General features: G+C 74.2%; 14 protein-coding genes. 3 read left to right on the top strand and 11 right to left on the bottom strand.

From position 1 onward, the window contains the following. The first annotated feature begins 72 nt into the window (after positions 1 to 72). Positions 73 to 798, top strand: coding sequence for a hypothetical protein (locus ACSNN9_RS15625; RefSeq protein WP_436673891.1), 726 nt, complete (start codon positions 73 to 75; stop codon positions 796 to 798). Here the strand turns inward: ACSNN9_RS15625 and ACSNN9_RS15620 are convergent. The 9 genes from ACSNN9_RS15620 to ACSNN9_RS15580 form a co-directional block, all read right to left on the bottom strand. Next, entirely contained in the window at positions 680 to 1,165 is a 486-nt protein-coding gene (locus ACSNN9_RS15620; protein ID WP_436673889.1) for a helix-turn-helix domain-containing protein, read from the bottom strand. The two genes, ACSNN9_RS15625 and ACSNN9_RS15620, sit on opposite strands and share 119 nt — an antisense overlap. Positions 1,166 to 1,291: 126 nt before the next feature. Further along, entirely contained in the window at positions 1,292 to 2,050 is a 759-nt protein-coding gene (locus ACSNN9_RS15615; protein WP_436673888.1) for a lysophospholipid acyltransferase family protein, read from the bottom strand. A gap of 113 nt (positions 2,051 to 2,163) precedes the next feature. Continuing rightward, positions 2,164 to 4,224, bottom strand: a complete 2,061-nt coding sequence (locus ACSNN9_RS15610) for an amylo-alpha-1,6-glucosidase (RefSeq protein ID WP_436673887.1) — start codon at positions 4,222 to 4,224, stop codon at positions 2,164 to 2,166. Further along, positions 4,224 to 4,601 (bottom strand): SCP2 sterol-binding domain-containing protein, encoded by a 378-nt coding sequence (locus tag ACSNN9_RS15605; RefSeq protein ID WP_436673886.1) that lies wholly within the window; start codon positions 4,599 to 4,601, stop codon positions 4,224 to 4,226. Before ACSNN9_RS15605 ends, ACSNN9_RS15610 begins: the two co-directional genes overlap by 1 nt. A 214-nt stretch (positions 4,602 to 4,815) precedes the next feature. Beyond that, positions 4,816 to 5,232, bottom strand: a complete 417-nt coding sequence (locus ACSNN9_RS15600; protein WP_358086892.1) for a CBS domain-containing protein — start codon at positions 5,230 to 5,232, stop codon at positions 4,816 to 4,818. 81 nt (positions 5,233 to 5,313) lie between these two features. Further along, positions 5,314 to 5,754 carry a PPOX class F420-dependent oxidoreductase gene (locus ACSNN9_RS15595; protein ID WP_436673885.1) on the bottom strand — a complete coding sequence of 147 codons (441 nt, stop codon included), beginning with the start codon at positions 5,752 to 5,754 and terminating at the stop codon, positions 5,314 to 5,316. A 155-nt stretch (positions 5,755 to 5,909) separates the two neighbouring features. Beyond that, positions 5,910 to 6,935 carry an aspartate-semialdehyde dehydrogenase gene (locus ACSNN9_RS15590; protein ID WP_436673884.1) on the bottom strand — a complete coding sequence of 342 codons (1,026 nt, stop codon included), beginning with the start codon at positions 6,933 to 6,935 and terminating at the stop codon, positions 5,910 to 5,912. A gap of 258 nt (positions 6,936 to 7,193) precedes the next feature. Continuing rightward, positions 7,194 to 8,540: a M16 family metallopeptidase gene (locus tag ACSNN9_RS15585; RefSeq protein WP_436673882.1), complete on the bottom strand. Its 1,347-nt coding sequence runs from the start codon at positions 8,538 to 8,540 to the stop codon at positions 7,194 to 7,196. Continuing rightward, a complete protein-coding gene (locus ACSNN9_RS15580; RefSeq protein ID WP_436673881.1) occupies positions 8,540 to 9,832 on the bottom strand; it encodes a M16 family metallopeptidase in 1,293 nt (430 codons plus the stop codon). The genes ACSNN9_RS15585 and ACSNN9_RS15580 overlap by 1 nt, the downstream gene beginning before the upstream one ends. Positions 9,833 to 9,921: 89 nt before the next feature. Here ACSNN9_RS15580 and ACSNN9_RS15575 point away from each other — a divergent pair, with 89 nt between their 5' ends. Then, positions 9,922 to 10,662, top strand: a complete 741-nt coding sequence (locus tag ACSNN9_RS15575; RefSeq protein WP_436673880.1) for a phosphodiesterase — start codon at positions 9,922 to 9,924, stop codon at positions 10,660 to 10,662. Here the strand turns inward: ACSNN9_RS15575 and ACSNN9_RS15570 are convergent. Further along, positions 10,629 to 10,844, bottom strand: a complete 216-nt coding sequence (locus ACSNN9_RS15570) for a hypothetical protein (RefSeq protein WP_436673878.1) — start codon at positions 10,842 to 10,844, stop codon at positions 10,629 to 10,631. The two genes, ACSNN9_RS15575 and ACSNN9_RS15570, sit on opposite strands and share 34 nt — an antisense overlap. Before the next feature lie 135 nt (positions 10,845 to 10,979). Further along, positions 10,980 to 12,134: an alkaline phosphatase PhoX gene (locus ACSNN9_RS15565; protein ID WP_436673877.1), complete on the bottom strand. Its 1,155-nt coding sequence runs from the start codon at positions 12,132 to 12,134 to the stop codon at positions 10,980 to 10,982. Positions 12,135 to 12,437: 303 nt separating this feature from the next. On the opposite strand from ACSNN9_RS15565, the gene ACSNN9_RS15560 reads away from it, so the two are divergent. Beyond that, on the top strand, positions 12,438 to 13,526 hold a 1,089-nt coding region (locus ACSNN9_RS15560), incomplete at its 3' end, for a 3-deoxy-7-phosphoheptulonate synthase (RefSeq protein ID WP_436673924.1).

Below are 13,526 nucleotides of genomic sequence, written 5' to 3'. Positions count from 1 at the left end.
GGGCGTCATGACAGCCGGCCGGAGGTCGGCGACGCTCGTCATGAGATGCCGTCGGCACCGGAGGTCATGACGATGCACGATGACGCGTCCCCCTTCTTCATCGCCCCGCACCGCTTCGACGCGGACGACGAGGTGGCCCCGGCGCTGGACCGGCGGCACGAACTCGTCGTCGAGGCCGGCGAGCGGGTGCTCGCCCGGCACCGGCTGCACGCCTCGGGGCACCTGCTCGGCCCGACGGAGGCGCGGCGGCGGTGGACGCTGCCCGAGCCGGTGGCGGTGACCGTCACCGACCGGCGAATCGCGTACGTCGGCGGCGGGCCGCAGCTCGCCCTGGTCGACGGGGTCGGTGACGGCGCGCGGCACCGCCGGGGCGTCCGGCTGCCGGGCCTGGTCAGCGGCCAGATCCGCTGGCAGTGGCCGTCCCGGCTGGAGCTGCTGGCCGCCGGGCCCGCAGAGCCCGCCCGCCTGCTGGTGGTCTGCGACGCGCTGCGCACCATCCAGCAGCCGGCCCTCGGCCTCGCCGGCCCCGCCGGGGAGATCACCGAGCTGACCCGCCGGGTGCGCCGGGCGGCTGCCGGGTTCCGGCTGGCCCACCCCGAGCTGGTGGACCTCTCGCCGCCCGAGCGGGACGTGCTGGCGGTGCGGGCCGGGGCCGGGCCGGGCGCCGGCGAGGTCCGGATCACCCTGCCCGGGTCGCTGCCGGTCGAGTTCCACTCCCGGGACGACTACTACCGGCCGGGACGCTTCGACCGTGGGTGGCACGGGCCCGCAGCCGGCGCAGCATCCGGGCATCGGTGAAGCCGACGGTGCGGGCGGCCGCCTCCACGGTGGCCCCGTGCCCGATGAGGTGCTCGGCGCGTTCCACCCGCAGCAGCTGCTGGTAGCCGAGCGGAGTCAGCCCGGTGGCCCGCCGGAACAGTCGGGTCAGCGTCCGCTCGGCCACCCCGCCGGCGGCGGCCAGGTCGGCCAGCGGCAGCGGCTCGGCGAACCGGCGGTCGATCAGGTCCTGCACCCGGTGCACGGTGTCGGAGAGGTGGGACCGGTGCCGCATCATGGCGCCGGCCTGCGGTTCGTGACCGTTGCGCCGGGAGTGCACGACGAGGGTGCGGGCGATCCGGGCCGCCACCGCCGGCCCGTGCCGGGTGGCCACCAGGTGCAGCGCCACGTCGATGCCGGCGGAGGTACGACCACCAGGTCGTCGCGGGGCAGCTCGCGGCGCGGCAGGCACCATCCCGCCCCGCTGCGGAACGATCCGGCCACCCCGCCGAGGTGCGGGGCGTGGGAGCCCGCGTCAGGCGTCGGGGTTGACCGCGGCGGCCCGGCGGCGGACCTCCAGGGCGGCGGCCTCCTCCAGGGTGGGCGCGGTGCCGCCGAGGTGCACCGGCAGCCACCAGGTGTCGTCGGGGCCGGCGGGCGCGTCGGGGTAGTTCCGCTGGGCCCGGTCGACCAGCGCGCTCAGCCGCGTCTTCAGGTCGACGGTCATCGCGTTGGCGTCCGGGTAGTCGGCCGGGTCCATCGGCTCGCCGATCAGGATGGTGATCGGGGTGTGCCGGCGGTTGAGGGTGCGCGGCCGGCCCTTGGTCCAGAGCCGCTGGGTGCCCCAGAGCGCCATCGGCAGCACCGGCACACCGGCCTCGGACGCCATCCGGGTGGTCCCGCTCTTGAGTTCCTTGACCGTGAACGACCGGCTGATCGTGGCCTCCGGGAAGACGCCGACCACCTCACCGCGCTTCAGTGCGCTGACCGCCGTCGCGTACGACCCGGCGCCCGCCCGCCGGTCCACCGGGATGTGCCGCATGCCCCGCATCAGCGGGCCGGACACCTTGTGCGTGAAGACGGACTTCTTGGCCATGAACCGCACCAGCCGCTTCGACTCCTGCGCGCCCAGCCCGCAGAAGATGAAGTCGAGGTAGCTGACGTGGTTGCTCGCCAGCACCGCCCCGCCCGTACGCGGGACGTGGTGGGCGCCCTCGATGGTGATCTTCAGGTCGAGGACCCGGAACATCGTCTTGGCGGCGGCGATCACGGGCGGGTACACGAGTTCCGGCATGGCGCGAACTTACCCTGCCAGGCTGCACCCCATGCCGACCCGCCGGGCCACCGTGTCCGGCCGGCGGCGCCCGGTCCGCCCGGTCGCCGCCGGCCCCGCGCACGCGGACCGCGCTAGTCGGTGAGCCGGTGCATGTCCAGGCGGCCCCGGGCGAACGCGTCGACACGACCCCACCGGCCCGGGATGTCCAGCACCTCGATGCGGCCCATCCCGATCGGCAGCCGGGGCTCCACCGCGAGGTGCCCCTCGTGCGGCTCCAGGCCGAGCATCGTGCGCAGCAGCAGCAGCGGCGTGCCGGTCGACCAGGCCTGGGGGCTGCACGCCGTCGGGTACTCCACCGGGAACTTGGTCAGCTCGCGGGGGTAGCCCCCGAACGCCTCCGGCAGCCGCCCCTCGAAGTAGGTGGCCGCGTCGAGGATGCCGCTGGCGATGACCGCCGCCTCCTCGGCGAAGCCGTACCGGCGCAGGCCCCAGGCGATGAACGAGTTGTCGAACGGCCAGATCGTGCCGTTGTGGTAGCCGATCGGGTTGTAGCGGACCTCGCCCTCGGCCAGCGTCCGCACCCCCCAGCCGGTGAAGAGCCGGGGACCGACCAGGTGCTCGGCGATCTTCTCGGCCCGGTCGTGGTCGACGATGCCGCTCCAGAGCAGGTGACCGATGTTGGAGCTGAGCACGTCGCACTGGCGGCCGTCCGGGTCCAGGGCCAGGGCGTAGTACTGGCCGTCCTCCACCCAGAAGTCCCGGTTGAACCGCTCCTTCAGCTCCGCCGCCTCCCGCTCCAGCCGGTCGGCGAAGTCCGGGTCACCCCAGAACTCGCGGGCCAGGCGGGCGGCCCGCAGCTTCGCGTCGTACGCGTACCCCTGCACCTCGCAGGTGGCCCGGGGGAACGGCGGCAGCGTGCCGTCGCGGTAGGAGATGGAGTCCCAGGAGTCCTTCCAGCACTGGTTCTCCAGGCCGGTGTCGGTGTTGCGCCGCTCGTACCAGATGTAGCCGCTGCCGACCAGGTCGGCGTAGTCGTCGATCCACCGCAGCGCGGCCCGGCACTCCCGCTCCAACTCCATGACCAGCCCGGTGTCCCCGCTCCACTGCTCGTACTCGTCGAGCAGCACCAGGAACAGCGGGGTCGCGTCCACCGACCCGTAGTACGGCGAGTGCGGCTGCTCCTCGAAGGCGGCGGTCTCGCCGTAGCGCATCTCGTGCAGGATCCGGCCCGGGTCCTCGTCGCGGAAATCGTCGAACCGGGTGCCCTGGAGGGAGGCCAGGATCCGCAGCGTGGTCTTCGACAGCTCCGGCGTGAACGGCAGCGTCTGCAGGCAGGTCAGGATGCTGTCGCGGCCGAACATGGTCATGAACCAGGGCAGGCCGGCGGCCGGCAGCGACGCCCCGCCGAGGGAGAGCGGCGAGAATCGCAGCGCGGCCAGGTCGATCAGGCTGCGCCGGTACGTCGAGGCGACCCGGTCGTGCTGGCTGTTGACCTTGGGGGCCCTGGCGATCCACTCCTCGAGGTCGTGCTGGAGCGCGAGCCGCTCGGTGGTGTGTGCCCGCAGGCCCATCCGCAGGTCCCGCCCGCCCGGGGAGAGCGCCATGGTCTTGACGTCGATCTCGGACTCCCACCGCTCGTTCGGCTGGAGGTGGATCGAGTAGGCGAAACCCTTGCGGTCGTACCGCGGCGCCGGGGACGCGGAGATCAACGTCTCCCGGATGAAGTTGCCCCGCCGGTAGCCCAGGCGCAGCCGGTCCGACTCGACCTCCGTGTAGATCTCGCCCTTCTTGTTGAGGATCTCGTCCTTGACCTGGAACAGGTCGGCGAAGTCGGACGCCGCCTCCATCCTGATCTCCAGGTCGATCGGCTTCTCGTCGTGGTTGAGGATGGTGAGCGTCTCCCGGAAGCTCCCCCCCACCGCCCGTTCCCGGATGATCGACAGCTTCGCGTCCACGTAGTGCGTCGCCATCCCCGGCACGAGGAAGAAGCGGGCCTCGTAGTACTGGAGGTCGTCGTACGACAGGGGGGTGAGCCGGTCGCCGTTCACCGTCAGCACCCACGTCGACAGGTAGCGGGTGTCCAGGGAGAAGAACCCGGTCGGCTCGCTCGGTGTCGCCTCGATGTCCCCGGTGTCCTCCGACACCACGAAGGTGCTGCCGTCCAGGATTCGGACCGTGTTGCTCTGTGCCATCACCGCACCTCCCGATGGACCTCGAAATGCCGGCGTGGTCCGCGGGCGTCCGGATGGCCGGGGAAGAGCCGCTCCAGCTGCACCACCAGTCGGAGGTCCCCGCTCACCGTCATGTCCCCCCGCAGCAGCGCCGCCACCCCGTGCTCGCGGCCGGCGGCGAGTTCCTCGAAGAGGCCGGGGCTGGTGCCGACCACCGTGTCGGCCTCCTGGTCCTCCCGGCTCACCTGCAGGTGCCCGTGGTCGATCCGCACCAGCCAGTGCGTCGTGTGCGCCCCCTCGTGCAGGTCCAGGCGCAGGGTCCCGGAGGACTTCGCCAGCAGGGGGTCGTACCCCCGCCGGTCGAGGTCCTCGAAGAACCTCGTCGTCGCGTCCACCATCGGGTCATCTCCTCCCCGTCGGTCAATGTCCCGAGCAGGGGGTCCCCGTCCGGTGCCGGGCCAACCTCGCCCGGATGGGGTGAGCCGCCCACCCGGGAGGCCCGCGTCGCGGCGGCCCCGGCCTGGCCAGTCGTGCCCGGCCCCGGGGGCCGGCGCGTCGCTCACGCCGCCACGCCGGCTCCCGCTGGGGAAGCCGGCGCGCCGCGGCGGACGGTCAGTTGTTCGGTTCGTCGGCGCTGATGTCGGCGAGCACCGACTGCGGTTCCCGCTCCACCGCGAGGTCACCCATGGAGACCAGGCCGACCAGCCGCCCGTCGTCGATGACCGGCAACCGGCGGACGGCGTAGGTCCGCATCAGGTCGGCGGCGGCCACCGCGTCGTCGTACTGGCTCACCGTGATCACGTCCTTGCTGGTGACCCGGTTGAGCGGCGTCGAGTTCGGGTCCATGTTCTCGGCCACGCCCCGGACCGTGATGTCCCGGTCCGTCACGATGCCGATGACGTCGTCGCCGTCGGTCACCACCACGTCGCCGATGGCGCTGTCGCGCATCTCCTGCGCTGCGGCGGTCAGCGTGTCGTTGCCGTCCATCGTCACCAACCGGGTCGTCATGAACTCTCCGACCGTTGTCATGGTGCTCCCCTCTCGGTGTCGGCACCGCCGTCTACCCGCCGACCGGACGGGGTAACGCGACGCGCCTCGGGCGAGCCCGGGTCAGGTGCGGGGCGGGATGCCGTAGAGGCGCTCGACGTGCAGCCGGAGCACGAGGCGTCCCTCGGCGACCATCGCCCGCCGGTAGTCGGCCCAGTCCGGATGCTCCCCCTGGATCGCCCGGTAGAGGTCCACCAGCTCCGCCACCGTCGCGTCGTCCGGGTCGCCGGCCACCGGCGTCAGCTCGGCGCGGGCCTCCGCGACCGCGTACGCCCAGCCGTCGTCACTGCTGACGTGGAACGAGGCGCGCTGGTCCCGGCGCAGGTTGGCGGTCTTGGCCCGGCCGTCGGTCACCGAGACGCGGATCAGGGCCGACGCGCTGTCGAAGGCGTAGATGACCGTGGAGAGCTGCGGGCGCCCGTCCCGCTTGAGCGTGGCCAGCACCCCCAGCCGGTGGCCGGCGATCAGCTCCGTCAACGCCCGCTGGGTCTCGTCGTCCGCCACGGCAACCTCCGCTCGACCGGTCACGGCGTTCCCATCGAACCACGGCGGACACCCGCCCGCGCCCGCCCGCCTGCCGTACGCCGACGGGTCCCACCGACGGACCCGACGCGCCCCCCGCCGGCTCCGGCGGGGGGGGGCCCGGAAAGGCACGTCGGTCAGTGGCGCTCGGCGGCGACCAGCTCGGCGAGCTGCACCGCGTTGAGCGCGGCGCCCTTGCGCAGGTTGTCGTTGGAGCAGAACAGGGCGAGGCCGTGCTCGACGGTCTCGTCGGCGCGGATCCGCCCGACGTAGGTCGGGTCCTGCCCGGCGGCCTGCAACGGGGTCGGCACGTCGGCGAGCGCCACGCCGGGGGCGCCGTCGAGCAGCTCGCGGGCCCGCTGCGGGGTGATCGGGCGGGCGAAGCGGGCGTTGATCTGGAGCGAGTGGCCGGTGAACACGGGCACCCGGACGCAGGTGCCGGAGACGCGCAGCCCGGGGATCTCCAGGATGCGGCGGCTCTCGTTGCGCAGCTTCTGCTCCTCGTCGGTCTCGAAGCTGCCGTCGTCGACGATCGAGCCGGCGAGCGGGAGCACGTTGAACGCGATCGGCCGGGCGAAGGAGCGGGGGGCCGGGAACTCCACGGCCGCGCCGTCGAAGGCGAGGTCGGCGGCGTGCTCGGCGACCTTGCGGACCTGCTCGTCGAGCTCCGCGACGCCGGCCAGGCCCGCGCCGGAGACCGCCTGGTACGTCGAGACGACCAGGCTGACCAGCTCCGCCTCGGCGTGCAGCGGGCGCAGCACGGGCATCGCGGCCATCGTCGTGCAGTTCGGGTTGGCGATGATCCCCTTGGGGCGTACGGCGGCGGCGTGCGGGTTGACCTCGGCGACGACCAGCGGCACCTCGGGGTCCATCCGGAACGCCGAGGAGTTGTCGATGACGACGGCCCCGGCGGCGGCGACCCGCGGCGCGAGCTCCTTCGCGGTGCCCTTGCCGGCGGAGAAGAGCACGATGTCGAGCCCCGAATAGTCGGCGGTGGCCGCGTCCTCCACGGTCACCTCGCCGTCCCGCCAGGGCAGGGTACGCCCGGCCGACCGCGCCGAGGCGAACAACCGCACCTGCTCCGCCGGGAACTCCCGCTCCGCCAGCACCTGCCGCATCACGCCACCGACCTGGCCGGTGGCCCCCACAATGCCGATCCTCATGCCCGCGAGGCTACCCACCCCGGCGACCCGGCCGGGAACGCTTTCCCACCGACCGGGGCCGGCAGCGGCCCCGCCCGGCGGTGGCCGTCGTCACCCGAGCCGGCCGCCGGGACGGAACGACGGCGCCGGACGGGCCGGTGGGACGGGAGGATCGTGGGCCGGCGGGGCGGCTCGCCGGAGCATCCACGTCGGCCGCCCGGTCACGGCCACGGCGCCGGGCCGGGGGCGGCGCGACCGAAGTCACACCGCCCCGGCCGCTCAGGAGGCGGGCTCGACCAGCTCGCCCAGGCCGGTGGCGACGAGTTCGTCGCGGATCACCGCGGCGTCGCCCTCCACCACGAGGGCCAGTTCCTCCGGGCGCAGGTGCGCGGCGGCCGCCGCCGAGACCTCCGCCACGTCGGCGGCGAGCAGCGACTCCCGCAGCCGAGCGTGGTAGTCGTCCGGCAGGTCGTGCACGACCAGGGTGGTCAGCGCGGAGGCGATCGCCCGGGGGGTCTGCAGCTCGACCGAGAGCTGCCCGGCCCGCCAGGAGCGCGCGACCGCCAGCTCCTCCTCGGTCACCCCGGTCTCCCGGGTACGGGTGATCTCCCCGACCGCCTCGACGACGGCCGGCGCGGTGACCGCCGTCTGCACGCTGGAGCTGACCCCGAACCGGCCGAACCGGCGGGCCGAGGCGAAGTCGCCCCGGATGCCGTACGTGTAGCCGCGCACCTCGCGGATCAGGTGGTTGAGCCGGGAGGTGAACGCCCCGCCGAGCACCGTGCCGGCGAGCGTCATCGGCACGTGGTCGGGGTGGGCGCGGTGCGGCGAGGGGTGGCCCAGCCGCAGCGTGGACTGCACCGAGCCGGGCCGGTCCACCAGGATGATCCGCCGGCCGGAACGGGTCGGCACCTCGATCGGGCCGCCCCGGTCGACCGGCCCGCCGCCGGTGCCGGCGAACGCCGCCGCGCCGAGCGCGTCCAGGTCCAGCCGGTCCAGGTCACCGGCGACGATCAGCGTGCCGGGGCGGATGAACCACTCGGAGTGGAAGACGGTGACGTCCTCGACGTCCAGCGCGGCCACCGACTCCGGGTCGCCGTAGAGGGGGCGGCCCCAGCGGTTCCCGGCGCCGAACAGGTCCGCGCGCAGCGCCGCGTCGGCCCGCGGGCCGGGGTTGGCCCAGTCCATCCGCAGCGCGGTCGCCTCGTCGTCGCGGACCCGCCGGACGTCGTCCGGGTCCAGCTTCGGGGTGCGCACCGCCTCGGCGAGCAGCTCCACGGCGGCGCTCAGCCGCTCCACCGGCACCTGCACGCTGACCTGGAAGGAGTCCCAGTCCAGCCCGATCACCAGCTCGGTGCCGAGCCCCTCGATCGCCAGCGCGTACGCCGTCGCGTCGCGCTGCGCGGTCCCCTCCTCCAGGGCCTTGGCGAGCACCGCGCCGAGCCCCTCCTTGCCGGTCGGCTCGTGGCCGGCGCCCGCGTCGAGCAGCAGCAGCGCCACGGCCAGGTTCTGCCCGGGCAGGTGCGCGGCGACCACCTGACCACCCGCCACCGTGCGGCGGACCACCTGCGGGAACCGGTACGGGCGGGCGGCACCCGGCCCGGGACGGTCAGCGATCAGCGTCATCAGGGCTTCTCCTCGGGCAGGTAGGTCAGGGTCACCCGGTCGGCGGCGGCGAGCACCTCGGCGGCGGCCTCGGCGATCTGCTCGGCGGTCACCGCGAGCCAGGCCGGCAGCCGCTCCGCGGCCTTCGCCGGGTCGCCGAACTGGGTGGCGTAGCGCCCCAGCGTGTCCGCCCGGCCGTCCACGGTGGACATCTGCCGCCACCAGGAGGTGCTCAGCAGGGACTTGGCCCGGTCCAGCTCGGTGGCGGTGACCGGGACGGTGACCAGCTCGTCGACCACCTCGGCCAGCCCGGCGGCCAGCCGTTCGGCGCTCACCCCGGGGCGAGCCGTGGCGGTGGCGATCAGCGGCGCGGGGGCGTGCGCCAGGTCCACCCCGTACGCCCCGACCAGGTCGGGCTGGGCGATCCGCTCCCCGTCGGCGAGGCGCTGGTAGAGGCGGCTGCCCCGGCCGCTGCCCAGCACGGTGGCGAGCACCGTCACCACGTCGTAGCCGGGGCTGCCGAAGGGGTGGGTGCGGTGCGCGACGTAGACGCGCGGCGCCGGCACGTCGGCGGTGACCGTCTCCACGGCCGGCCGGCCGGTCGCCGGGACGCTCCGGCCGTCCGGCGCGGGCGGGATCTCCGCGCGGGGCGGGATCGCGCCGAAGTACTTGTCGGCCAGCGCGAACACCTCGGCGGCCGAGGCGTCGCCCACCACGGTGAGCACCGCGTTGTTGGGCGCGTAGTAGGTCCGGTGGAACGCCTGGAAGGTGTCCAGGTCGGCGGCGTTCAGGTCGGCCATCGACCCGATCGTGGCGTGGTGGTAGGGGTGCCCGGGCGGATAGAGCAGCGGCAGCAGCCGCAGCCAGGCGTCGCCGTAGGGCACGTTGTCGTAGCGCTGGCGCCGCTCGTTCTTGACCACGTCCCGCTGGTTGTCCAGCGTCTCCTGGGTCAGCGCGGGGACCAGGCCGCCCATCCGGTCCGCCTCCAGCCACAGCGCCAGTTCCAGGTGCTCGGCGGGGACGGTCTCGAAGTAGTTGGTGCGGTCCGGATTGGTGGTGGCGTTGAGGGAACCGCCCGCGCCCTGTACCAGCTTCATGTGCTCGGTCTTCGCCACGTTGGCCGAGCCCTCGAACATCAGGTGCTCGAAGAGGTGGGCGAAGCCCGTCTGCCCCGCGGGTTCGTGCCGGGAGCCGACGTCGTACCAGAGGTTCACGGCGACCGCGGGGGCGGTGCGGTCCTCACTCACCACCACGCGCAGGCCGTTGTCCAGTCGGGTGGTCTCGATGGGCCAGGGGTAACCGCTGTCGGGCATGGCACGACGCTATCCGATCAGGTGCGCGAGAAGGGGACGCGCCGCACGTGGGGAGGCATCGACCGTCGGCGGCCGGGTACCGGGGGAGGATGCCGCCTGCCGCCACCGTGACCGACCGGGCCGCCGTCGCGGTCGACCGCGCGACCGCCGCCCTGACCCGGCTGCGCCGGGCCCGCCTGCTGCACCCCGCGGGCCGCTCGTTCGCGGGCGAGGTGGTCGTCTGGGGTACGCCGGGACCGCCGACCGGGGTGCCGCTGCTGGACGACCCGGGTCGCTTCCGGGCGACCGTCCGGCTCTCCAAGGGCGTGCCCACCCCCGGCGGCTGGCCGGACGTGCTGGGGCTGGCCGTGCGGCTGCACCTCGACGCCGGCCGGCCGTTCGACCTGCTGGTCAGCTCCAGCGGGGCCGCGCCGCTGCTGCGGAACCTGCCGCTGCCCCGGCGGCGCTTCGCGGGGACGTACAGCACGATCATGCCGTTGCGCGCGGGCCGGCGGCGGCTCTTCCTGGCCGCCCTGGCCGACCCGGAGTCGCCCGACCTGGGCCGCAGCCTGGCCGAGGTGGCCGCCGCGGCCCGGGCGGACGCGCCGCGCCTGGTGCTCGCGGTCGCGTCCGCCGTCGGGCCGTGGCGGCCGTTCGGCCAGGTCGTCCTCGGTGCCCAGCTCAGCGCCCGGGAGGACGCCGCGCTGGCGTTCGACCCGATCGGCAACCTGCCGCCCGGACTGCGGGCGGTCGGCCCGATCGCCTGGCTGCGGGAGCACACCTACCGGGGCTCCCGACGGGCCCGGGGCGCCGTGGCTCAGTCGGGGGGTTCGATGGGGGTCACCGTCTGATCGGAGGTACGCCGCTCCAGCACGGTGTCCGGGGCGGCGTTGCGGTCCTCCTCCCGGATGTCGGACTCGGCGAGGATGGCTTCCGCCTGCGCCCGGGGGTCGTCGCTGCCGACCGCCGCCTCCTCGGGCAGCAGGTGGGCGCGGGACTCCACCCGTTCCTGGTCGCTCTGCTCGTGACTCATGACCGCCCACATACCCCGCCGCCGCCTCCGCCACGCCGCATGATCGCGCCGGCCCGGCGAAAGGGCCGCCCGCACCGGGCGGAGGTGGACCGGTCCGCAGGTGGAGGCGGGTCGGCACGGGTGGGGGCGGGCCGGTCAGGAGCGGAACGGGCCGCGCACCTCGTAGGTGACGCCCCCGGAGGAGGAGCCGGACGTGCCGCGCTGCGACGAGAAGTAGAACCGGCTGCCGTCGGGCGAGAACGCCGGCCCGCAGATCTCCGACGAGGACTGGCCGGTGATCCGCAGGAACGGGGCGACCACCCCGGCCGGCGTGATCACGTTGATCTCCATGTTGCCGCCGTCCTCGGCGACGTAGAGGTCGCCCGAGCGGGCCCCGGTGATGTTGTCCACCCCGGTCAGCGGCGCCGTCCCGGTGACGAGCGAGTCGTCGTACGCCAGGTCGATGCGCTGGTTGACCGCGTCGTAGGCCCAGACCCGGTTGTCGCCCTTGGTGGTGAACCAGCAGGTGCCGTCGGCGTACCAGCAGCCCTCGCCGCCGTTGAACTTCTTCGCGCCCGCGACCTGGTTGCGGGTGAGCGTGGGCGAGCCGTCCGGGTCGGGCACCCGCGCCCAGCTCACCGGGCCGCTGGTGCCCGTGCCGGCGACCAGCACCTCCAGCGTGCCGGCGGAGAGGTCGCCCCAGGTGGTCGGCCGGAACCGGTAGAAGCAGCCGCTGGTCTCGTCCTCCGTGAGGTAGACGACCCGGCGGTCCGGGTCGCAGGCGGCGGCCTCGTGGTTGAAGCGCCCCATGGCGGCCCGCCGCACCCCGGCCCGGTCGCCCTGCGGGTACGTCTCGTAGACGTACCCCCGGCTGACCTCCTCGCCGGAGAGCCAGGTCCCCCACGGCGTCGCGCCGCCCGCGCAGTTGCGGTTGGTGTTCGACAGGATGCGGTACGCCGACACGACGCGGCCGTCGGCGTCGAAGCGCACCGCGGACGCCCCGCCGGTGGTGAGGATCTCGGAGTTCGAGACGTAGATCCAGCCGGTGCCGGCGACGAAGCAGGCGCCGCCGTCGGGCGCGTCGTGCCAGGTGTACGACGTGCCGGGCACCGCCTGCCGGGAGCGGGCGATCACCCGGCTGGTGAAGCCGGCGGGCAGTTGGATGCCGTTGGCGTCGGCCGCGCCGAGCGGCCCGTAGGGGCTGGCACCGGGCTGAGCAGGGGCGGCGTGGGCGGCGCCGGCCCAGAGACTGCCGGAGAAGGCGGCGGCGCCGCCGAGGACGGTGGCGCGCAGGACGGTACGACGGTCCATCGGGAACCTCCGGGGAGCAGCGGTCGGTGTCGACGAAACTACCGCCACAGACATCGACGAAGGTGAACGCGAGGCGAGCCTTTCCCGACGACCGGGTGGACCTTCCCGCACGGTCGGGTACGCTGGGCCGCGTGACGCGTTCGTATCGATGGTTTAGGCAGCCGGCTCGCACGCCGGTGACTTCACCATGATCTGACGTCACCACATTCGAGCCGGCCGGGCAGGAGCTCTCGTTCCTGCCCTTTTGCGTACGAGCAGCCGGCTCGACCCGGGCACCGGCCCCGGGGCACGGTCGGCGGAAGGATTCCCACCGTGACGACCCCGGAGACCGTTCGGGTCAGCGACCAGCGGATCGACCGCGTCGTGCCGCTGACCACCCCGGCCCTGCTGCACCACGAGCTGCCCCTCGACGACACGCTCGCCTCGGCCGTGCTGGCCGGGCGACGCGCGGTCGGCCGCGTGCTGGACGGCGCCGACGACCGCCTGCTGGTGGTGGTCGGCCCGTGCTCGGTGCACGACCCGGCCGCCGCGCTGGAGTACGCCCACCGGCTGCGCGACGCCGCCGCCCGGGTGGCCGACGACCTGCTGGTGGTGATGCGGGTCTACTTCGAGAAGCCGCGCTCGACGGTGGGCTGGAAGGGCCTGATCAACGACCCCGGGCTGGACGGCTCCGGCGACGTCAACACCGGCCTGCGTACCGCCCGCGCGCTCCTGCTCGACGTGCTGCGCCTGGGGCTTCCCGTCGGCTGCGAGTTCCTCGACCCGATCACCCCGCAGTACATCGCCGACACGGTGGCGTGGGGCGCGATCGGCGCGCGGACGGTGGAGAGCCAGGTGCACCGGCAGCTCGCCTCCGGCCTGTCGATGCCGATCGGCATGAAGAACCGCCCGGACGGCAGCATCGGCACCGCCGTGGACGCCATCCGGGCCGCCGGCGTACCGCACGTCTTCCCCGGCATCGACTTCTCCGGCACGCCGGCGATCCTGCACACCCGGGGCAACGCGGACGGGCACCTGGTGCTGCGCGGCGGGGGCGGCCGGCCGAACTACGACGCGGAGTCGGTGGCCGGCGCCCTGGAGCTGCTGCGCGCGGCCGGCCTGCCCGAACGCGTGGTGATCGACGCGAGCCACGCCAACAGCGGCAAGGACCACCGCAACCAGCCGAGGGTGGCCGCCGACGTGGCCGCCCAGCTCGACGCCGGCCAGCGCGGCATCGTCGGGATCATGCTGGAGAGCTTCCTGCTCGCCGGCCGCCAGGACCTCGACCCGACCCGCGAGCTGACGTACGGCCAGTCGGTCACCGACGCCTGCATCGGCTGGGACACCACGGAGGAGGTGCTCACCCACCTGGCCGCCGCCGTCCGCACCCGCCGCCGCGCCCCGGCCCCCACC

It is taken from the genome of Micromonospora sp. URMC 107, assembly GCF_051386315.1.
GTDB lineage: Bacteria > Actinomycetota > Actinomycetes > Mycobacteriales > Micromonosporaceae > Micromonospora.
The sequence above is the reverse complement of the archived record's forward strand: the minus strand, read 5'-3'. Positions and strand labels throughout refer to the sequence as shown.

Bases quoted from the DNA above. Each gene is read 5' to 3' on its own strand.
- ACSNN9_RS15625 (WP_436673891.1), top strand. From the start codon at position 73: ATGCACGATGACGCGTCCCCCTTCTTCATCGCCCCGCACCGCTTCGAC.
- ACSNN9_RS15615 (WP_436673888.1), bottom strand. From the start codon at position 2,050: ATGCCGGAACTCGTGTACCCGCCCGTGATCGCCGCCGCCAAGACGATG.
- ACSNN9_RS15610 (WP_436673887.1), bottom strand. From the start codon at position 4,224: ATGGCACAGAGCAACACGGTCCGAATCCTGGACGGCAGCACCTTCGTG.
- ACSNN9_RS15605 (WP_436673886.1), bottom strand. From the start codon at position 4,601: ATGGTGGACGCGACGACGAGGTTCTTCGAGGACCTCGACCGGCGGGGG.
- ACSNN9_RS15600 (WP_358086892.1), bottom strand. From the start codon at position 5,232: ATGACAACGGTCGGAGAGTTCATGACGACCCGGTTGGTGACGATGGAC.
- ACSNN9_RS15590 (WP_436673884.1), bottom strand. From the start codon at position 6,935: ATGAGGATCGGCATTGTGGGGGCCACCGGCCAGGTCGGTGGCGTGATG.
- ACSNN9_RS15585 (WP_436673882.1), bottom strand. From the start codon at position 8,540: ATGACGCTGATCGCTGACCGTCCCGGGCCGGGTGCCGCCCGCCCGTAC.
- ACSNN9_RS15580 (WP_436673881.1), bottom strand. From the start codon at position 9,832: ATGCCCGACAGCGGTTACCCCTGGCCCATCGAGACCACCCGACTGGAC.
- ACSNN9_RS15575 (WP_436673880.1), top strand. From the start codon at position 9,922: ATGCCGCCTGCCGCCACCGTGACCGACCGGGCCGCCGTCGCGGTCGAC.
- ACSNN9_RS15570 (WP_436673878.1), bottom strand. From the start codon at position 10,844: ATGAGTCACGAGCAGAGCGACCAGGAACGGGTGGAGTCCCGCGCCCAC.
- ACSNN9_RS15565 (WP_436673877.1), bottom strand. From the start codon at position 12,134: ATGGACCGTCGTACCGTCCTGCGCGCCACCGTCCTCGGCGGCGCCGCC.